This is a genomic window from Paraburkholderia sp. JHI869, assembly GCF_038900775.1.
Classification (GTDB): Bacteria; Pseudomonadota; Gammaproteobacteria; order Burkholderiales; family Burkholderiaceae; genus Paraburkholderia.
Genome location: NZ_JAYMSC010000026.1, coordinates 72,036 through 92,831 on the forward strand (window position 1 = coordinate 72,036; position 20,796 = coordinate 92,831).

The window sequence follows — 20,796 nt, forward strand, 5'->3', positions numbered from 1 at the left end:
GTGTACGTTTCGGAGAAGTGTGGCGGCGTTGTGGTGCCGACAGTGTCAATCGTGCATGTATTCGGACTCAGCCGGAGTAGGTGTGGGCTTCGTTGAAAATGCCGTAAAGAGGCGGTTCGAGCGTTACTGAAAAACGCACACTTAGTAAGTGGAGTTTTTAGTCGAAGTAGAACTGAATCGAAAGATTGTCCCGGCGCTGCGTTGACGATTGCGGGATTTGACGATATACATTCTATGTCACACGTCGACTGCGCACGATGCCACCGACGTTAGGGCCGCCTCTCCCGCTGGAGAGCTTCGGTGGTGACCGCTAGCGTGGACGGGTGTGACCGGTGGCGCGCTAGGGAAATCCATACCACGGGGATGAGTCCTGAGACAACGGACGCGCTGGCGAAGCTAGAGGCGCGGGACTCGAAATAGTCTGGCGGAAATCGATTCAGCATGGATCGGTGGAAGGAACCTCGGCTCTAGCTGCCTTGGGGCCTTCGGCATTGCCTTTGATATCCTCGATCGAGGATATCCTCGCTAATCTCAAACGAAGATATTCTCCCTAAAGCATCTGCTTGATCTTTGGGAGAGACGTACGTGCGCGCTTTCATTTTTTTTGCTGACCAGGACAGGAGTATTGGGCGGAGCGATTTCCGGGTAGGGCGTCGGCAAAATGTGCACGGCGTAGAGCCGTCGGCTCGTTCGCTGATGCGCTGCCAGATTGCATGGTGTGTTAGCGGAGAGAACGATCAGACACTGTGAGGTGATTTCGAAAGGAAGCGTCATGCGGACGGGCTTTGCAACGAACGCCACTTGGAGAGCTTGCCGGCGTGGAGCGAATGCGGTTATGGGCGATAGCCCGCGCGGCAATGCAGGGTGCGCTGTGCCGCTGACAGTTGGCATATCGGCGAACACAGGCGCCGGCTCCGAGCTCGGCAACCGCCGTCCCAGATGCGATCATCGTCCTGCGAAAGACACTATCATGACTGGGTGCTATCGACGTGGGGGAGATGGTCCGTGGCAACGTACAGGGAACTGAAAGCGCAAATCGCAGAGCTTGAGATTCAGGCATCCGCCGTTCGTCAGCAAGAGTTCGAGGCCGTACTCGCAGATATCCGAACAAAGGTGGCTGAGTTCGGTTATACGCCGCGCGACATCTTTGGTAGTCGCCGTGGTAGGACGAAGCGTTTGCAGGGCGCCTCACCCGCGAAATATCGCGATCCAGCGACAGGCGCCACCTGGACAGGCAGAGGACGCGCACCAAACTGGATCAAGGATGCGAAGAGTCGAGCCCGCTTCCTGATTACTGACTAGTCTAACTCGGCCTACATTCGATTTTGAGGTCAGCGTCCCTGGTAGGTGCCGGCCTCAGTGAGCTACCGGCGACGGCCGTCCGCTCTCCTATGGCAGCCGTCGACCCGGAACGTCTAATGCGCGTAGGATTTTCGAGTGTGCGTCCGAATCCGCAGCTAGGCAGAGACCTCGAAAACGCTCACAAGGCTCTCAAGCTCCCGGGATTGGTGACGTAGACTTTCGGCCGCTGCAGCTGCTTCCTCGACGAGCGCTGCATTTTGCTGGGTCACCTGATCCATCTGCGTGACAGCCTGGTTGACCTGTTCGATGCCCGTCCCTTGCGCCACGCCTGCCGAGGCAATCTCCGCGACGATACTCGCTACTTGCCGAACGTTTACAACGACCTCTTCGATCGTCGCACCAGCTTGTCCGACCTGCTGTCCCCCCGATTCGACCCGCGACGCAGACTCCATGATCAGGCTCCTGATGTCCTTCGCGGCAGTTGCACTGCGTTGGGCAAGGCCGCGGACCTCCGACGCGACCACCGCGAAGCCACGACCCTCATCGCCGGCGCGCGCAGCTTCGACCGCCGCGTTCAGCGCGAGAATATTGGTCTGGAATGCGATGCTCTCAATTACGCCAATGATTTCGACGACCTTGTTTGACGCCTCGCTGATCGTATTCATCGTTCCGATTACCTGAGTCATCACCTGGCCACCTTTCTCAGCAATGTCGGAAGCGGCCGATGCGAGTTGGTTCGCCTGCGACGCACTGTCGGCGTTTTGCTTGACCGTTGCGGTGAGCTCCTCCATCGACGCGGCCGTTTGTTGTAGCGATGCAGCTTGCTCTTCTGTGCGTGCCGACAGATCGAGATTGCCGGCCGCGATTTGCCGGGATGCGCTGGCGATTGCTTCAGTGCCGTCTCGCACACGACCGACAATCTGCGCAAGGTTGTCGCGCATCGTACCAATTGCGGCAATCAGACTTGTTCTGTCGCCAGCCTTGCTTTGCACTTCAGTGGCAAGGTCGCCTGCGGCGATTCGCTTTGCGACCTGGACAGCGTACGATGGTTCGCCACCAAGCTCGCGCAGCAAGTGGCGCACGATGGCCATGCCGAGCCCGGAAATCACCAAAACCGTCGTCGCTGAAACTATTGAAATCATCCACAGGACCCGGTTTATGATCCGTGCGGCTTCTGCGCTGCCATTTTTCCCCAGTTCCACGTTGTAGGCGCGGTGGCTTATGAGCGCCGAATTTAGCTTCTCAGCGGTGGGGGCCATCTGCGTTTCCGCGAGGGAGAGTGCCGCCGCTGCGTCTGTACTCGACAGTTCGAGCGCCTTGTCAAGGAGCACGTCGTATGCCGCGAGCACGTCACGGTCTGCAGTGAGTAACGAACGATCGTGATCATCGGAAATCAACGGTTCATAGCGCTTGAGCGCGTCGACGAGACGGTCGTGCTGCTTGCCGATTCGGTCCTTTAGGGCGCTTTTGACCGTACTGGTCGTGCTCAGCAGAAACTGGTACACAATCACGCGCATTGTATCGAGTCCGCTTTGGGCATCGTCGAGGACAAGCAGACTTGGAACCGTGTTGACACTTGCATAGCTCGCAGCGTCATAGACCCGCTGTACCTGCTGAAATGCTAGGGTCGCAACGAGCGACAACCCAATTGCGGCGCTTGTGACCAATATGGTCAGGCGCTTTGCTACGGTTAACTGATAGAACCATTGCATGACGGAACTCCGGAGCGAATGCTGGAGAAATTGGATGAGGCGCGGAGCAAGCGCGCAAGTGTTTGAATACGCGTGTGACTAGGTTGAATTACGGCAGGCGGACAGTGCGCCTTAGATGGGGGTTTACATGGAAATAACCATGAGGAATGCGCGCCGGAGAAACTGGGCGGATGCGGGGGTTTCTGTCGATTGGCGAAGTTTTTTTTTCACTGCTCGCGTGACTTCGGTCGCAAGTAACTCGATTGATGCGCGGAACTTCTCGAAGGGAATCCTGCTGAGGTACATCTGCGCCATATGGCGTTGATGACCGAACAACTCGTGCTCCATTAGTACCCTATCGACGAATTCTTAGACGCTGGCCACGAATAGCGCGGCGCGTGGCGAGGCGCGCGCTTCATATTCTTGCCTCGACATCGTCGCATGCCCCCGAGGCAGGTTGTTGGCGATATAGCTGCGGTAGCACGGAAAGAACTCGTCGCGCGCGCCGTCCGTCACGCTGCACGTGAAGTTGCTCGAAATGCCGGCCCGGCGTTCGCATGCGCATGTGTCGCTTGAAACGTTACCTGCATCCGCTTTACGCAATGCCGCCCATTTTGCTGGCGCTCTTCGGGCGATAAATCGTTATCGCGAAGACTGCAGTTTTCGTCACCCCAGCAAGGGCACACTAGCTGAATTAATGGACAAGCTAGCGCTTCTGTGGACACCGCTAGCGGAAGAACTGCAACACGTGCCGACAGTCGGTGACGGTCGCGCGTCACGGTCCGCTGCAGAAAATGGCCGTTAGCAGGAGAGGGACTACCTGGTGAACGACAGCGCTGCTGCCGGCTCGGCGCGCTTGCGCTTCGACCGTCTCGGCGGCGCCGAGTACTACCACTCCATAGGCCGAGTCCGCAACAGGCTGACCATCTCCGCGCTTGAATAGCGCATCACCGTGCTCATACCCGAGGACGGCATATACCCGAAATCCAAATGCCGTCAAGTTGCTGTCGTGCTCCGGTCGAAATGCGTTAACTGAGTTCGCTTCGACGCGCATCGGCTTCGGATCGATATACCGATCCTTTAACAGCGGGGAGATGAACGCATGTGCGTTCGATCTACAGTTGAGTTGCGGATCGAGTTCATAGGCGTAGGACGAGACCGGCAGCAGACCGGGGGCGAGCGCAGCAAGCACCGCTAACCAGGTATAGTTTCCAGAAACCTTCATCTACCTCTCCGCTAAATCGCGCTTGTTACCCAGTGTGAGCGAACGCGATCTGGCAACACCATGTCATGTACCCGTTCCAGTTTCATGGCCAGCTTACGATGAGCATTCCGGGTCCGAGTGGGGACTTGTTTAGTGATCCGGCCATTTATTCAGGATCACGAAGACTACGCGCATGGATCGCTCCGACTTCGAGGGCAATCGGACCCGTCGGCATTCTCCAATGCCGATTCCAATGCTTGCGCAAAGCGCTGAAATGCATCCAGGGTTCCATGGACGCTTCGGTACTCGGTTCGACCGATTCTGCCATCAAGGACGACCAGCATCCCGGAGTCCGCCGCCAATTTCAGGATGTTCATTGCGTCCTCCTCAGGTCGCCTGACTATCGACACATCGCTCACGCCACAAGCGGGTAAGGGTGCATCGCCGGCGTGCTCGCCTTCGCCGGGAACACGTTCCACGAGCCGTCTTCGTGCCGGAAAAAGACGATGGTCAAACCTTCGTCTACCGCGCGACCGTCATGCCCGGCCACTTCGTGGCTTGAACATCGTGTCGGTTACCCTACCGTCAAATATAGGTTGAACAACCTATTTGTAAACCCGGAAATTGCGGTAGTCAGGGTAAACGATATAGATCGCAGCGAGCCTTTATCCATAGGATGTTTGAGGTCCGGGTGACTGGGAAGAACCGGTATTCCAACCTATGCTTAAGTACGGCTGCGCAACCTATTACGTTACGCGCTTCCGGAAGCATCCGGAGCACCCGCGCAGCGGCAAAACGCGATGTTGAGGACACTCAGAGCTGCAATGTTGATTTGTCCCACCGGACAAGCGCGACCTCATGATCCGCTGCCGGTCCCTAACTTCGCGCTGAACAGCAAAACAATCAATGCCGGAGAACGGAGTGCACGTGAAAAAACTGACCCTTACTTCCGAAGCACTATTTGATCCGCAAACCGCCGCACCTGTGCGACGGCGCGGTAATCGAGAGAGCCGGGTGCCCGAGATCATCGATGTATCGATCAACGTGCTGATTGCCGCGGGGTACGCAGGGTACACGATTAACCGCGTGGCCAACGATGCGGGCATTCGTCTGAGCACGCTACAGCACTATTTTTCAACCCGGGAAGCACTGTTGCGCGCCACAATCGAGGAGATTGCAAACCGGTACTTCGAACGCTTTCGGGGGTTTGCCGAAAACAGAAGCCGCTCCCCGCAGGCGCGGCTCGAATCGATCATCGACGAAGCTTTCACCGGCTTTGCCAAAACCGGATTGTTGGCAGGCGTCATCGAAAGCTGGGGATTAGCGCAGCATGAGCCATTCGCGCGCGATGTCGCCATGGAGGTACAGAAGCGGTTCACGAGGCTCTTTGCGCAGCTTGTCGGCGAAATCAATCCGGAACTGTCGATGGAAGAACGGGAATTGCGTGGCGCATTGATCGTGTCCAGTTGCGAGGGCCTTGTTATTTTCCTTCGCTGGAGCGAAGACGATGCTTCGCGTTTGCATGCGTTCCGCAAAGCCGTCAAGGTCGTATGGAGTGGCATCGGCAAGGCTGGCGAATGAGCGTGCGCGACCTGCTAGTCAGCGGTTGCCAACGTAGTTGTTGTGTCGGCTCTGTCACGTGGGCGTCTTGACGAGCGATTGCACCCAGTCGCGCTTGGTGCAGGCGTGCGGATTCAACCTTGTAGATGAGCGCCGACGCGACGTCGCAGCCATGCTACGCCGATGTTGGCGCCGCACCAGCTCCTTATGCCTCACGGAAGTCATAGTGACTTTATAGCCGTGTTCCGTGGCGGCTTCTGAAGAAAACTTCAGCCACTCAAGGAGATCACGGCTCTCCTGGCTTGCGCCTTGCCTTGGGTTTTGAATCGGCGTGTAATGAAACATGCCCGAACGACCGGGAGGCGGTAATGCGCTGTACGAGCTGCGGCTTCGAGAATCCGGCGGACGCAAATTACTGTGAGGAATGTGGCGCCGCTTTGCTGCCCCCGGTTTGCCTGGCGTGCGGACGCGTATCGACCTCTACGGCGAAGTTCTGTGCTGGCTGCGGCGCTCCGATGGCCGCGGCATCGATTCGTGGCACCGCGCAAGCAGTCAGTGCATCAGTCCCTATACAGTACACACCACAGCACCTGGTTGAGCGGATTCTGGCCGAACAGGCAACTCTGGATGCCCGGGGCTCGGCGGTCGGCGAACGCAAGACGATTACTATCCTTTTCGCCGACATGGCGGGGTCGACTGCGTTGATTCGGGATCTTGATCCGGAGGATGCCCAGCGTCTGATAGACCCGGTTATCGCGCTAATGATGGAGGCCGTGCACCATTATGAGGGCTACGTGGCCAAGTCCCTCGGCGACGGCATCCTAGCCTTGTTCGGGGCCCCGCTGGCCCATGAGGATCACGCGCAACGAGCAGTCTATGCAGCGCTGCGCATGCAGGAAGCCATGCACCACCACAGCGATCGGGTGCGACTGGAATTCGGTATCGCGCTGCAGATTCGGGTTGGCATTCATACAGGTGATGTCGTTATGCGCTCGATCCGCAAGGATGACCTGCACACCGACTACGACCCGGTGGGGCATACGGTCCATATTGCATCACGGATGGAAAGTACCGCTACGCCGGCGACGACTCTTGTGAGCGAGTCCACCCATAAGCTGACCGAGGGCTATTTTGTGTTCAAGGCGCTGGGGACCACCCGCGTCAAGGGCATGGAGGAGCCAGTCCCGGTATATGAAGTGGTCGGTCCGGGGCCATTGCGCACGCGTTTGCAAGTGGCCGCGCACCGGGGCTTGGCTCGCTTCGTGGGTCGCTCCTCCGAATTGGACGAATTGGGCTCGGCGTGGGGCCGTGCGCGCGCCGGGCACGGCCACATCGTCGCGGTGGTAGGGGAGGCTGGGGTCGGCAAGTCCCGGCTTTTCCTTGAGTTCAAGGCCCGCGCGCAATCCGGCAGTGCACTGGTGCTCGAAACGTTCTCCGTTTCACACGGCAAAGCCTTTGCCTATTTGCCGCTGATCGAGCTGCTGAAGAACTACTTCCAGATCACCCCCCGGGACGTGGAGCGCACCTGCCGCGAGAAGGTCGTGGGCAAGGTGCTGACCCTCGACCGAACGCTCGAGGAACTCCTGCCCTATGTGCTGTATCTGCTCGGCATCGAGGAGCAGGGCTCGGCCTTGCTCGCCATGGACCCGCAAATCCGGCGGGAGCGTACTTTCGACGCGATCACACGCCTGCTGGTGCGCGAAAGCGTCAATCAGCCTGTGCAGGTGCTGTTTGACGACCTGCAGTGGCTGGACCGCGAAACGGAGGCATTTCTCAATGCGCTCATTGAGCGCGTGCCCGACGCCGGGATACTGCTGTTGCTGAATTTCCGGCCGGAGTATCGGCCTGGTTGGCACCAGAACAGTGATTGCACGCAGTTGAAACTTGATCCTCTGGGTCAGGTTGAATCCGAAGCACTACTTGTCACATTGTTGGGGGAAGACGCTTCGCTTGCGCGTCTCAAGAGGCTGATTCTGGACAAAACCGACGGCAACCCGTTCTTTATGGAGGAGGTGGTCCAGACGCTCGTTGAGGAAAAAGTCCTGCTCGGCGAAGCCGGCAAGTACCGCATCGAAGTGGCACCCGATACATTCCAGATCCCGACCACCGTGAAAGGCGTGCTCGCCGCCCGCGTGGATCGCCTCGATCCGGCGGAGAAGGCGCTATTGCAAACGCTTGCCGTGATCGGCACGGAGTTTACGTGGAGCCTCGTGCGGCAGGTCGCTGGGCGGCCTGAAGATCGCTTGCGCTATCTGCTGGCCAAGCTTCAAGCCAGCGAGTTCATTTACGAGCGGCCAGCGTTTCCGGAGGTCGAGTACGCCTTCAAGCATTCTCTCACACAGGAAGTGGCAGGCCAGGCGTTGCTGACCGAGCAGCGTAGCGCACTGCACGAACGAACCGCGCAGGCGATCGAGGTGCTGTACCGCCAACAACTGGGCAGCCATTGCAGCGATCTTGCTCACCACTACAGTCTGAGCGGCAACATTCCCAAGGCGGTGGAGTATCTTCTCAGCGCCGGGAGCCAGGCGCTCGAGCGATCGGCACATCTGGAAGCCATCCCGCATCTGAATACTGCGCTCGAGTTGCTCAAGCGGCTACCCGATACGCCCGAGCGCGCGAGTCAGGAACTCGGGTTGCGTATTGCTGTCGGTACGGCCTTGATTGCGGCGAAGGGTTACGGGTCTTCTGAAGTGGAAGCAACCTTCAGTCGAGCGCTTGCCCTGTGTGAGCAAGGTGGAGAAACTCGGCAAGCCTTTCAGGCGAAGTTGGGTTTGCGGACTTTTTATTCCCTTCGTGCAGGGCATCACACCGCATACAAATTAAGCGAGGGACTACTAAGTCTGGCTGAACGTACACAAAATCCAGAGTTCATTGGTCAGGCTAATTTCGCGTTGGGCACCAGTTCCTTCTATTTAGGCGACCTTGTAAAAGCACGAGCCTATTTGGAGCGGGGGCTGGCCGCCATCGACCGTGAACACCATACGGCCACGCCCTTTCTACTTGGTCAAGATCCGGTGGTACACGGGCTCATCGCTGGAGCCCGGACCCTTTGGTACCTCGGATATCCGGACCAGGCCGCCAACCGAATCCAGGATGCGCTGACGCTGGCCCGCAAGCTGTCGCATCCCTACAGCCTAGCGCTCGCCCTCGCCGTCGCCGCCGAAGTGTATCAGTGTCGACGTCAGGCGCAAATCGCTGGGGAGTACGCTGAAGCGGCCACCACGCTTTCGAACGAGCAAGGGTTTCCATTCTGGTTGGCATGGGGAGAGATCTTGCGGGGGTGGGCGCTCGCGGAACAAGGCAATGCCGCAGAAGGCATCGACCAGATCCAAAAAGGCCTTAGCGCTTGCCTGGCGACGGGCGCTGAACTGGCGCGGCCATACCAGTTGTCGTTGCTCGCACAGGCTTTCACCAAAGCAGGGCAAGCGTCGGCAGCAATGGAGGCGCTGACTGAGGCGCTGAAGACCGCTAATCGGACAGGGGAACGGTATGGTCTCGCGGAATTTCATCGGCTGAGAGGCGAACTGCTCTTGCCGAGCGCAAGTGGGCAGTCCGGTGAGCTTTCGAGCAACGGAGAAGCCGAAGATTGTTTCCTCGAAGCCATTTCGATCGCACGCAACCAGGGTGCAAGGTCGCTCGAATTGCGCGCGGCGTTGAGTCTCGCGCGCCTATGGCGAAACTGCGGTAAGCCGGAAACTGGTCGGCAGATGCTTTCTGCGAGCCTACGCTCTTTTCAGGAGGGATTTGACACGGCTGACTGGCAAGAGGCCAAGGCGCTACTCGATACGCTGAAGTAGCAAAAAACTCGTGGCGTAGAAGTCCTCACGGCGCCAGTCTCTCAAGAATTGGAGCCACCACGCGGTTGAGGCGTAGGCGTTGCTCGAGTGCCTGGGCTAACGCCAGCTTCTTCAGCGATTTCCTTCACAGTTGCCTTATGAAAGCCTTCTCGCGAGAACAAGGTGATTGCCGCCAACGTTAACTGGTTCCGCCGCTTCGCGACCAACAGCGGATCTTCGACGACGCTATTCAAAGTTCATGGATCCCTACCGGTCGCCTGCCACCGATGCCACGCTCCGCTGTCGGATTCACGACAGGGCGAGAGTTGCGTCGATTCAGCTGTCCGGCTGGCCGATGATGCCGGCTCACTTTTTCGTCATCTCGTCGACTCGATACCACCCCGGGCAATCGATTCGGTGCGGGCCGGTCGTCCGAGAAGGAATCCCTGCGCGTACGTGCATCCGCAAGCGCGCACAAACTCGAGTTGCTGCTCTGTTTCAACACCTTCAGCAGTAGTCGGCATGCCGATCTCGCGCGCGAGCGCTACGATTCCGCGAGTGACCGCTGCAGATTTTGTTCTCTGCAAGGCCTCCTTGACGAACGACCCGTCTATCTTGAGCTTGTCGAAAGAAAAGCGGACGATCGTCGACATCGTCGAAAAGCCGGTTCCGAAGTCGTCGAGCACCAACCCGACTCCCATATCCCGAAGTTTTGCGAGGTTCTGGTGAGTAGTGGCATCGTCAGCGAGAAATACCGTCTCGGTCACCTCAATGTTTAGCCGCTGCGCGGGAAGATTCGTCGCCTCGAGAACTCCATACACGGTTGACGCGAACGAATCCTCACGGAGTTGTACGGGCGAGACGTTGACGGACACTGTTGCGGCATCACGCCAGGTCATCGCATCCATGCATGACTGTCGCAGTACCCACTCGCCTAATGCGATGATCAGGCCGGTACGCTCTGCGATGGGGATAAAGGCAGCGGGCGATAATTCACCACGGACCGGATGCCTCCAGCGGAGAAGCGCTTCGCGGCCGGAGACAGAGCCATCGTGAAGCGCGACGATTGGTTGATACTCGACGCGCAGGCCTGAGAACGACTGCAATGCTCCCTCGAGGTCGCTTCGCAGCAAACTCAGGCCCTCGTCGAAAGCGTGCTCGCTTGCGTCAAAAACTGCGAACGCTCGTTTGCCACTGCGTTTCACCGCGTAGAGTGCACGGTCGGCGCATATCAGAAGCTGAGGGCCTGTATTTGCGTGCTCGGGGTAGAGCGATATTCCGACGCTCGCACCAACGTGCACAGTGGCTTCAGGCAATACGAAAGGGCGCGACAGCAGGTTGACGATTCTCTCCGCCATTGTGCCAGCGACGCTTTTCGAGGAGACACCATCGCAGATGGCGACGAACTCATCGCCAGCCAAACGGCCGACCAACTCCTGTTCGGCGAACATCTCGCGAAGGCGGCTCGCTGCTTCCTGCAGTATCTGGTCCCCTGCGGTATGGCCCAAGCTGTCATTAATCGCTTTGAAACCGTCGAGGTCAATCAAAAGCAAAGCGAAGGGCGACGCCCGGCGCGGAGAGCTGGCTTCGGTTCGCTCGAGCAGGAGTTCATTGATACGGGTGCGGTTGGGTAGCCCGGTAAGGCTGTCGTGAACCGCGAGGTGATGACTGTATTCCCGCGCCTTTAGCAATGCTACGGTGTCGCGATTGCTGCGTAGTGCGACCGAAAAAAAGCCCGCCGCACAAAACGGCGCCTGAAACAGCAATACGAGCTTGCCAGAACCCGGTGATAACGCCGCGCCTAGACCTAACAAGCCGAGGATCAGCGAAATCTGGACCATTGCAAGGCGAGGCGTACCGGAGTTGCGACCAGCCAGACCACCGATGACGCCGACAGCGCACACGTTCCCGAGCAGGAAGAGAGTCTGGTCACCGCTAATGTTGCAAAGAAAAGCGCCAAAGCCGAAGAGCGCGCTCCACAGAATACTCGCGAACAGGTATGCCGACGTGAGCGTAGGTTGCCTGGATGCCGCGCGTTGGCGGCACGCATAAATCAATGCCAGACGTGCAGCTAGTAACGTGAGGACCGCGACACCCCAATAGGCATATAGCGCTGTTCGATGTCGGTAAAAGGCAGTCGCTGCGACACTGACCTCGCAGACCGACGCAAAAACGATTTCAGGCGTGCGGGTGAAGAGATTGGCGAGCAGTGCTTGTCGATTGTCAACGCTCAGACCCGGCGCCGACGAGGCTACCCACCTGAAGAGCGAAGATCCTGGTTCGCTGAAGGCCATGTCCAACTTCTTGACGGGTTGGTCGGAGGAATTGTGATTATGACCTAATTTTACGGAAACTATTAAATTGGGAGGGCGTAGCGTGCTCCGTTATACCGGTCGTGCACTCGGTCGGCCGCTTGGGCCGGTTTCTGCGCTGGAGCAACGCCGACGTTCCGAGTGGAAATTCTCAGGCGGCGCTGAGCCGATCTGCTTTGCTCGTTGCGAGCCGGGTTCCCGCAAACGGGTCGTTGCGCCAGTCGACGGTGGCGCGTTTCCCCTTCTCTGGTTGAGCGGCACCGCTAATCGCGAAGTGCTCGAGCGATTGGCCGGCGCTGGTCGCTTGCACAACCCACTGCGGAGTGTCGCCGCTGCCGTCCCACGTGTGGCCGGCGGCGTCACGGTAACGCACCGCTCTTAACCGCTCCTGGTCTGCCGCAATTGAGGTGGCGACGTCTTCCGGTTTGATTCCGAAGTCTGCCATCCTGCGTCGCAGGTAGGCGACTATGCTTTCGCGCTTTCTTTCGTCCATTTTGGATATTCTCAGCTTCGCGCTCTACCGTCTGCGGCATGCAAGTCGTACGCCACCAGGATAGCACAGCCGTAATGCGGTTCGGTGGATGACGTTGTTGTGTCGGTTTCGGCTAGACCAGTATGGCTCGAAGCGCCCGAAAGAGCGCCCGCATAATTGTCGTAATTCTGCCGCTTAAAGGGGGAAACTGGCCTTAAGCGGCAGAATTGCGACAATTATGACGAGGCGGTTCTGAGGGATAAATCGACCTGATGTGCGTGCCCGGCCTGAGGTCTCGCGGCCATGACGCCGAATGCGACAGCCGACGATGCGTGCAGCTCCGCCCTCCGAGGTTCTAAGCTGGACGCGCGTTCTCCTGATTCCGTGCCATGACGGCATCGCGGTAGGTGCGGGCCACAAGCGTTCCCATCCTGGTGGCGGTTCGTCCATCGGTCGCCTCCAGAAGGCCGCGCATGGTCTCAAGGGCATGCGTTCCACTCTTGTCTCCGTCTCGACGCGCGTGTGCGAGTTCGTTCTCGCGACCATTCCGTTGCAGTTCTGCGCAGATCCATACGAAAGCGGAAACTGCGTCAGTCGGCCGGTCTTCCAGCGGCAGAGTCAGCAGCAGCTCCGCGTTCGCCTCGTCGAATGCGTTCGTGAGGAGCACCTGAGCGATTTCATGGAACAACCGTTTCTTCAAGTCGGCTTCGAGGTCGGTCTCCCAGGTGGGGATGAGCTTCGTCATTGCGGCGGCGAGGTCTTGGACATCAAAGTCGCGCCAGAAGCGGGGAAGCGGCCGGTAGACGTATTCGATTGCCATTGAAAGGCACATCGAATTCATGTAGGAGACGTCGAACCTGCAGTCGACCATATACTGGTAGAGATCATTTGCCGTCGCGGCGTGGAGGTCGGAAGTCGTGTTGAGTTGCATAACTTGTCTGGCGGAGCGCTGTATGCGCATGGGCGCCACTCACTGGGAGGTTGGGACCCAGTATAGGTATGGTTGGGTAGCATGACGCGACACTTCAACGCCGATTGAGAAAATAACAAATACCGCTTTGTCTACCCGCTCTTTGTGGGTTGTCGCTGCAACCACGCGTCGATCACGTGAAGCAGGTTCACGACCTCACGATGCAACGTGCCCTCGCTTATTTTTGCGTGTTGTACAAGCGATTGAAACATGTTGCGTATGGGAGCGTCCGGACTCGATAGTGGCCTGCTGACGGTGTTCGGGTTCTCGCTGCTGTAGCATGACCGTGACCGCCTTAACTTAGACGGACCGCTGCCACTATTTCACCGGAACTACACAGGACGCTTCGACTTCATCGTCGGGTCTTGGTCGTAGTTGTCCATTTCTGCGCGCACGATGTACGTTGCGTCCTTCGGCACAATGAACGTCTCTACTTCATCGTAGTCGATGCCCGGTTCCATGACGTAGCCGCCGTTGAACCTTGACACGATGTTCGCTGCTCGAAACTTCACGGGCAGTGCGTCTGTGCTTACAAGTCCGTCCGGTAACTTGGCGGGCGACACCCGCACATCTATGTTGATATCGCCTTTTTTGCCACCATCTAGTTCGATGGGGATCTTGCCAACGTTTTTCGGCTTAACGTGAACAACCTGCAGGCGACTACTTTCGCTAAATGGCTGCACTTCCACAGTAACCGTTATGTTGGGATTGGCCTCGTGCGTGTCTTCAACCGAGAAGTTGTGAAAGGCCCACCAACCGCCGACAGGCAGCGCGACTAGCGAAGTGCAGGTGAGTGTCAACTCAGCCCACCATTTGAAGCTTTCCCTATTGAACTTCATGCTGCCCCCACTGTGAGCACCATCGGCGATCATGGCACGAGAATCGCCCGTATTGGATGAGCTTTGGGGCAGCATATATCTAGCGAGTGGTGGGCAGGAGTCTTTTTGCAAGGAGACTTCGGAGCAACGCTTGTCGCAGAATTGGCTGAAACCCCACCCTCAGCGTCGCAATGACTTATGCGTACCGCATGAAATGCCAAACCATCGTCGCACTCTCAAACGCCGATCGAAGTTACGAAGCGCCGTAGTCTCAGACGAGATGAGCAATGGTTGCGCTGCTGTGCGGCAGCTGAACCAAAGGCGAGGCGAACTCCTCGTCAGTGAATATGCGGATTTGCGCATGGATGCCAGATGCGAAAACGTTTGCGCGGACGATTTTCGATAAACCTCTCGCGCAAGACGGCATCTGTGATGCAACGCGGACTAGATCTCGCGGGAACTATCCAGCATCGACCCGAGATGTTGAAAGGATACCGCCGCTTTGCCAGCAGGAAAAAAAGCTCGTTCAGTTCGTGCCGGATTGAATAGCAGAACTGGCTGCGCCGTTATATGATTTTCTACCTTCGGATGCATGTGCCTTGGACGGGGATTCTCTGATTAAGGTCTGCGGTGTACAGGAAAGAAGATGACGATTACGAAAATTAAAAGAGTATTGGGCTATCGGATATTTCGCGATTTCACTTGGGACGGTCTCCCGGATTTCGGTCGCTACAACCTCATCTACGGTTGGAACGGCGCAGGTAAAACAACGCTTTCCTCCCTTTTTAGGTGCGTGCAGCGACGGACAGCCCCCGAGACTGGGGCAGTCGAGCTTGTGATTAACGGTAACTTAGTTACTGGCACCGACTTCTCGACTGCAGCATTGCCTGCCGTGCGCGTGTTTAATCGCGACTTTGTGGATCGAAACATCTTCGAGGCGCCGGGGCATGAATTGCCACCAGTGTTCTACCTGGGCGAAGACAGCACTGAAAGGCAACAACAGGTGCTCGTTTTGCAGGCTGAGAGCGATCAACTCTCGAAGCAGCTGGCGGTACTTGCGACTCAAAAGGAAGCTGCGACGACCGATCTGAATGTCTTCTGCACTGCCCAAGCCCGAAGTATTCGAAACCTGCTGCTGGGAGATGCGCGGTACAACAACTATGAGGCCCCGAAATTTAAGGATCTCATGGGACGTCTGTCACAGGATCCTCAACGAGTGCAGCTCAGCGACATCGATCGGACCCAGCTGGAAAACGCACTCGCTGGGAAGCCACTGCCGAAGCTGCCTGTCCCATCGTTTGCTGACATTGACCTCGCGACGCTGACAGGAAATATTGCGCGCGAGCTGAAGGCGACCGTCGTAGCGAGTACGATTCAAGAACTTGTCGATAAACCTGAGATTGCAGGTTGGGTCGAACGCGGATTACACCTTCATGGCGGGGGGCAAACGCACTGTCACTTCTGTAAGCAGCAGCTGCCCGGCGCGCGCGTTCTTGCACTTGAGGCGCACTTCAACAACCAGTTCAAGGCGCAACAGCAGCGTCTCAGCAAGTTGCTGTCCGAGGTCGATTCGCTACGCGGGATCGCGCGCAAACGAGAGATGCCTGAGCGTTCCGCGTTGTATTCACACCTCCAGGCGGAATACGATACTCAACTCAAGAAGCTTGGCCAACACGAAATCATCGTGGATCTGTACCTGGATGGTCTCATAAGCGCCATCGAAGCGAAAAAGGATGAGCCATTCACGGAGTTGCAACTCGCCGACTTCATGGACAAGCTGGACGTCGACAGGAATTCGGTGTTCTGGTCGCTCGTTAATATGTTCCTCAAGGGGATAACCGCGGCCAGCGCAAACTCTGGCGTCATCGCCATGCAATCGATCGTTGGACTGGTTAAGAGCCACAATGAATACACGGAGAATTTCGAGAAGTCTGCGGCAGCAGCCCGTAAAAGCCTGGAGTTCGACGAAGGTGTCAAAGCGTTCGACGAGTGGTCCCAACGGCAGAATCGTGTGAAAGACCTTACAGCCGAACATTCGGAACTTCAGGAAAGGTTGCGACCAATAGGAGGGAAGATAGTCCAGCTTCAGCGGGCGATCCGACAACATCACCAGGCGGCTCAGGAGCTGACTCGAGAGCTTTCGGCTTATTTGGGGCGCGATGAGCTCCGATTTGATGCGAAGGACAACGGGTATACGGTCATGCGGGGAAAACTTCCGGCGATGCATTTGAGTGATGGCGAGCGCACCGCTATTGCTTTCATGTACTTTCTCAAGACGCTTGGTGACTCGGATTTCAATTTGAAAGATGGGATAGTCGTAATCGACGATCCGGTGTCCAGCCTGGATGCGAATTCTCTGTACTGCGCCTTCGGCTACATGAAGGAACGTACAAAAGATGCGAAGCAGCTTTTTGTGCTGACGCACAACTTTGGATTTTTCAGGCAGGTCAAGAACTGGTTCAACTTCGCCAGCGACATCCGAAATAGCCGATACGTACCATCGAAATCAAAAATTGCTCACTTCTACATGCTCGCGATGAAGGTCGAGGGCGGCCAGCGCAACGCCCGCCTGCAAGTATTGGACTCACTGCTTCACGAGTACGAGTCAGAGTATCACTATCTGTTCAGATGCGTGAAAGAGGGGGCTGCGATAGGCGAACCTAGGTCTTTAGGGGATGTCTACGGCTTGCCGAACATTGCTCGACGACTGTTGGAATCCTTTCTTTCATTCAGAGCACCGGGCAACGCTGGCAATCTGGGTCGTCAGATGGAGGACATGGCCGGCGACCCGGCGGTGAAAGCCAGGATTTATCGTTTCTTGCACACACATTCGCATATGGATCAGATTTCCGAGCCTGAGCACGACCTCTCGGTGCTTTCAGAGGCTCCGGCAGTGCTATCAGATATGCTTGCCCTGCTGGAGGCGAACGACAAAGCCCACTTCGACGCAATGATGAAGATCGTCTAGCTGGCGCTACCGCTGAATCGCGGCCAGCAGGCGGGAAGTACGACATTACCTAACTTCGACTATTCGCATGAGCAGATTCAGTAGCCTCGCTACGACACCGAATCACACACGCAGTGCGCTTCGTCGACGATTCGCCCAACTGCTTCTCCGGGAAGGACCACGGTCGAGACACCTCGCGCCGGATCTGAAGGTTCATGATGATGAGGTTATGCTGCGCCTGCTACAGGGGTTGTCTTGGGACGATGCGCAGTCCCCGGAAAAGGCACGCGGAATATTTTCTGAGGTGAGTGTCCAGGATGTGCAGGCTGTCGGCGGATGTTTCGAGCAGTTAGTCGAGGAGGGGTGGATTTGCGAAGGATGGCATCGAGTGACCGTGTCTAGGGATGTGGCGCGCGCGGCGGAAGATGCATTCCCCCCGTCGAGCGTATTTCGCGAATGGATTAAGCGCCGTTACTTGGTCGACTGGCACTGGAACGCTTGCGCGGCCGATGATAGCGAAGTCATAGCGCTTGCACAGAAGGTGCTGTCCGGCGAGACCGTTCCTGCAAATATCGCGTGCCGTAGCCCTGAATGGGTCAGCGCCCGTCTTTGGGACCGAAAACATGCAGGTCCCATCGATGCGTCAAAGCGAATATATTGGTGGTTACAGCGATGGATAACTCTCGGGTATCCCGAGGTGCTGAACGATGCATGGAGCTCGTCCGACAAGGAAGCATTTCAGGCCGCGATTCTTTCAGTTACGCGCGATGAAGCACCCGCGCACAAATGGGACAAGTACCGGACGCTGCTTTTGCAACAGACCGCGCGCGCTCTCAACCGGGATCCGGCAGACTTCAAAGCCTATATTGATGAGGTTCCTCCGACCTTGGTCGCGCGTGCCGAATGGCAGGCCAGCAACCGTATCGAGCGCGCAAAGTATGCAATCGGGGAAGCAACTCACTTCTCGCAAGCGCTGGTACGCATCCTCTGTCGCTCGGTCGAGCAAGAGGACTCAGGGCCGGCACCTCATCCAGCATTTGCGACGCTTGTTGACTTCGGGCTGTCACATCCTGAAATACTCAGCACGATAGCCACTGAGTGTCACGACCACCCGAGACTGCTTGCCGATCTCCTGATGTGCCCGCCTTCGTCGCCGCTCGCGTGCAAAATCATTACGAACTGGCGGCATCCGCATGATCCCTGGGAAAGGGATCTCTTTGATAAAGAGCTGAGTCGCTCAACTCGTGAAGCATTCGAGGACGCAATAGAGCTGATGGCTCACTGGCTTGAACGAGGTGATCTGCCTCCACAAGAGGCGGCTTCCATATATTGGTGGCTGTACCAAAGACAAGACGGTGGGAACGTTACAGGCTTCGTGGCGAATGCACGATTCAGGGAAATTCTCCAAAATCGTCTCTTGAAGTTGCCCGAGCATGTGAAGGTGTCGATTGCTGTGGCACTAGTCGAGGCGGCAGTCGGTCAGTCAGTCGAAAGTGCCCACTTCGTTGCCGCTCTCGATTTCCTGGATGCTTTCAAGGTCGAGTGCGACAGGCCGGAGGTCCTTACCCTTGCGTACCTGCTATCGATTCAAGGTAACTCGTCACGTCCTGCGGTTTCCGGTATTTCTTACGGCGCGGCCGCAGTCCTTTGCCGCCTGGCTAGCAAGACTGATAGTTACGCCCTGTTCCTTAACCCCTTTGATTTGAGGCGGCGACAACGCGAGACCGAAGCGGAGCAGAGCAATGACGCGATGGTGACTGATGAACTGTCGCGAGCGGTCAGAACCCATATCCGTATCTTGAGCCGGGCAATTGCCGGATTCAAGGAGCCCGTTCCGTCCGAAATTGTGACTGCACTGGCGAACGCGATTAGGCTTGGTGCGCTTGAACATCGGGAGAAAGGCAAGGTGCCAGCCTTTGCCCCGCGTTTTGAGGCCCGGAATTCCTGGACAACGAGGGAAGGCGCAATTGCTTCGGACGTTGGTGCGGCGCTCAGTAGGCTCGAAGGGGCTTCACTGGAGAGCGTTCTCGTTCACATTCTGGAGTCAGATGAGCCTGGATTCCTCGCGCAGCTATCCACTCTCTCGCCGCCAATCCTCCGGGCGAGGTTTGAGCACCGGATCAATCTGCTCGTACCTGAGGAAGCCGCCGCACTCTGGTCAATCGTCGACTTGCAAGCGCGGATAGAGCACCTGCTTAACGCGGGCTTTCCGGACGCTGCCAGCCGCTATATGGCAATTGAAAAATCAGCCAGTACCTTGGGGCCGACGAGGGGGCGCGAGGCGTTGCGGCTGCAATTCGAACTGCATCTTGCTTTCATGCGAGAAGAATGGGACGTGATCGACTCTGCGGTATCGCTGAATGAATTCGATCCAATGGAACGGGATGGGGTGCGAGATAGCGTGTCATTCTATCTGGCGCTGTCTCATATCAGACGCAAGGATGGCGACGCGGAACGGGCGGTCACTTTGCTAGATTCCTTGCATCATCGTCATCCGAAGGTACAGAGCTATGCAACTAATCTCTTCGCAGCCAGGCTGAGTCGAGTGATGGCCGGGGATGCCTTCACCATTCTTTCAGGCGCAAAGCTGGAAGAAGGAGTTTCTCTACTGGCGCAATGCGAGGCGCTTCTGGACGCGACGCTCAGTGGCGCGGATGCGGATTCGGTTCGATCTAATAAAGCCCTGCTTTTACTCGCCGTTGGGCGACCCGACGATGCTCATGTTCTCCTGGATTCCACTTCGTCCGGTCGCGCTACGGCGCAGATCGCCGCCTACGACGCTGTGGCGCTCAGCAGGGTTGGGAGGCAGGCCGATGCGTTGGAACGTCTCGCGCGCGCGATGACAGACTTCGGCGCGACACCGCTGCTGACTGCTGTTCAGCAGCTAGTTGAAGATGCCGTTGGACCCCGGCAGAGAACGGCAATCGGAGTGACGGTTACTGATGGAAGCATCGCCGAGGCGCAGTTGGCAGCAGACATAACCCAGGCCACATTTAGTTGGGATGCGAGTCCGAATAAATTCCACTCACTGATGGTCACGTCTGTTTCCGCTGCCTCAGCAAGCCTGATCTCGGTAATGCCGGCGGCGAAGTTAAATGCGGCAAATCTGGATGAAAACTCGCTAAGCACTCTCCTTCGGGAATTTCTCAGCATCGGATTGCATAAAGTTGGCTGGGCGGTACCAGATCAGTCGTTAGGCGGCCAGACAGACCGAGGAAATCCCGGAGAGCGAGATCTCGTCATCAAGCACGGAAACGTAGAGCTCTCACTGATTGAAGCGGTTATATGCAGGGGAGAGGCGAGACTTGCGAGCAACCAGCGCGAACTTGTCAGTCACCTGAACAAGATATTCAGCTATGGAGTATGTCGGATCTTCTTCCACTTAACATACTGCTTCGATTCGACGGTTGCGGACACGATAGAGGTGCTCAAGGACATCGCAGTCAACGAAGTGTTTGAGGGGGCGTCCTTCATGAAAATAGACGATATGCCTTCATTTACCTCGAGTCCGGACGGTTTCGCGGCCCACTATGTCCTCGACAAGCAAACTGTAACAGTTGTTTTCCTTGCTCTAAATCTCGGACAGCGTACGCAAAGGGATGCAGCTATCGCCGCGAAGGAAAGCAAGAAAAGAGCAGGCGGCAAACCTGCCAAGAAAAGCACGAAACGCGGTGCCAGGACCTCTGGGGCGCCCAGCACAACCTAGCGGGCAATCGGATTTTGTGAATAGACCCCGATCCATTG

The 20,796-nt window shown here is 57.2% G+C and carries 13 protein-coding genes; 5 read left to right on the forward strand and 8 right to left on the reverse strand.

The features are described 5' to 3' along the window. Positions 1-1,005 precede the first annotated feature (1,005 nt). Entirely contained in the window at positions 1,006-1,302 is a 297-nt protein-coding gene (locus VSR72_RS32645) for an H-NS histone family protein (protein ID WP_342956388.1), read from the forward strand. Positions 1,303-1,457: 155 nt separating this feature from the next. Here VSR72_RS32645 and VSR72_RS32650 read toward each other — a convergent pair whose 3' ends face one another. From VSR72_RS32650 to VSR72_RS32660, 3 genes are all read right to left on the reverse strand, one after another. After that, a complete protein-coding gene (locus tag VSR72_RS32650; RefSeq protein ID WP_342956389.1) occupies positions 1,458-3,014 on the reverse strand; it encodes a methyl-accepting chemotaxis protein in 1,557 nt (518 codons plus the stop codon). 123 nt (positions 3,015-3,137) lie between these two features. Beyond that, positions 3,138-3,341 (reverse strand): hypothetical protein, encoded by a 204-nt coding sequence (locus VSR72_RS32655; RefSeq protein ID WP_342956390.1) that lies wholly within the window; start codon positions 3,339-3,341, stop codon positions 3,138-3,140. Between the two features lie 427 nt (positions 3,342-3,768). Next, entirely contained in the window at positions 3,769-4,218 is a 450-nt protein-coding gene (locus tag VSR72_RS32660; protein WP_342956391.1) for a hypothetical protein, read from the reverse strand. 906 nt (positions 4,219-5,124) lie between these two features. Here VSR72_RS32660 and VSR72_RS32665 point away from each other — a divergent pair. Next, on the forward strand, positions 5,125-5,778 hold the full coding sequence (locus tag VSR72_RS32665) for a TetR/AcrR family transcriptional regulator (RefSeq protein WP_342956392.1): 654 nt from the start codon (positions 5,125-5,127) through the stop codon (positions 5,776-5,778). 347 nt (positions 5,779-6,125) lie between these two features. Continuing rightward, positions 6,126-9,554, forward strand: coding sequence for an adenylate/guanylate cyclase domain-containing protein (locus VSR72_RS32670; RefSeq protein ID WP_342956393.1), 3,429 nt, complete (start codon positions 6,126-6,128; stop codon positions 9,552-9,554). Between the two features lie 41 nt (positions 9,555-9,595). Here the strand turns inward: VSR72_RS32670 and VSR72_RS32675 are convergent, their stop codons facing one another. From VSR72_RS32675 to VSR72_RS32695, 5 genes are all read right to left on the reverse strand, one after another. Then, positions 9,596-9,787: a TetR/AcrR family transcriptional regulator gene (locus tag VSR72_RS32675; RefSeq protein ID WP_342956394.1), complete on the reverse strand. Its 192-nt coding sequence runs from the start codon at positions 9,785-9,787 to the stop codon at positions 9,596-9,598. A 123-nt stretch (positions 9,788-9,910) separates the two neighbouring features. Beyond that, a complete protein-coding gene (locus VSR72_RS32680) occupies positions 9,911-11,827 on the reverse strand; it encodes an EAL domain-containing protein (protein ID WP_342956395.1) in 1,917 nt (638 codons plus the stop codon). 169 nt (positions 11,828-11,996) lie between these two features. Further along, positions 11,997-12,338 carry an H-NS family nucleoid-associated regulatory protein gene (locus VSR72_RS32685; RefSeq protein WP_342956396.1) on the reverse strand — a complete coding sequence of 114 codons (342 nt, stop codon included), beginning with the start codon at positions 12,336-12,338 and terminating at the stop codon, positions 11,997-11,999. A gap of 334 nt (positions 12,339-12,672) precedes the next feature. Next, positions 12,673-13,248, reverse strand: a complete 576-nt coding sequence (locus VSR72_RS32690; RefSeq protein WP_342956397.1) for a hypothetical protein — start codon at positions 13,246-13,248, stop codon at positions 12,673-12,675. Between the two features lie 371 nt (positions 13,249-13,619). Next, complete coding sequence (locus VSR72_RS32695) at positions 13,620-14,159, reverse strand: hypothetical protein (RefSeq protein WP_342956398.1); 540 nt, start codon at positions 14,157-14,159, stop codon at positions 13,620-13,622. A 592-nt stretch (positions 14,160-14,751) separates the two neighbouring features. On the opposite strand from VSR72_RS32695, the gene VSR72_RS32700 reads away from it, so the two are divergent. Together VSR72_RS32700 and VSR72_RS32705 are read left to right on the forward strand one after the other, a co-directional pair. Continuing rightward, positions 14,752-17,073 (forward strand): AAA family ATPase, encoded by a 2,322-nt coding sequence (locus tag VSR72_RS32700; RefSeq protein WP_342956399.1) that lies wholly within the window; start codon positions 14,752-14,754, stop codon positions 17,071-17,073. Positions 17,074-17,281: 208 nt separating this feature from the next. Next, complete coding sequence (locus VSR72_RS32705; RefSeq protein ID WP_342956400.1) at positions 17,282-20,758, forward strand: hypothetical protein; 3,477 nt, start codon at positions 17,282-17,284, stop codon at positions 20,756-20,758. The last annotated feature ends 38 nt before the right edge of the window (positions 20,759-20,796 follow it).

Coding starts and splice junctions, on each gene's coding strand:
- VSR72_RS32680 (WP_342956395.1), bottom strand. CDS start 11,827: ATGGCCTTCAGCGAACCAGGATCTTCGCTCTTCAGGTGGGTAGCCTCG.
- VSR72_RS32670 (WP_342956393.1), top strand. CDS start 6,126: ATGCGCTGTACGAGCTGCGGCTTCGAGAATCCGGCGGACGCAAATTAC.
- VSR72_RS32685 (WP_342956396.1), bottom strand. CDS start 12,338: ATGGACGAAAGAAAGCGCGAAAGCATAGTCGCCTACCTGCGACGCAGG.
- VSR72_RS32650 (WP_342956389.1), bottom strand. CDS start 3,014: ATGCAATGGTTCTATCAGTTAACCGTAGCAAAGCGCCTGACCATATTG.
- VSR72_RS32690 (WP_342956397.1), bottom strand. CDS start 13,248: ATGCAACTCAACACGACTTCCGACCTCCACGCCGCGACGGCAAATGAT.
- VSR72_RS32660 (WP_342956391.1), bottom strand. CDS start 4,218: ATGAAGGTTTCTGGAAACTATACCTGGTTAGCGGTGCTTGCTGCGCTC.
- VSR72_RS32695 (WP_342956398.1), bottom strand. CDS start 14,159: ATGATCGCCGATGGTGCTCACAGTGGGGGCAGCATGAAGTTCAATAGG.
- VSR72_RS32705 (WP_342956400.1), top strand. CDS start 17,282: ATGCTGCGCCTGCTACAGGGGTTGTCTTGGGACGATGCGCAGTCCCCG.
- VSR72_RS32700 (WP_342956399.1), top strand. CDS start 14,752: ATGACGATTACGAAAATTAAAAGAGTATTGGGCTATCGGATATTTCGC.
- VSR72_RS32655 (WP_342956390.1), bottom strand. CDS start 3,341: ATGGAGCACGAGTTGTTCGGTCATCAACGCCATATGGCGCAGATGTAC.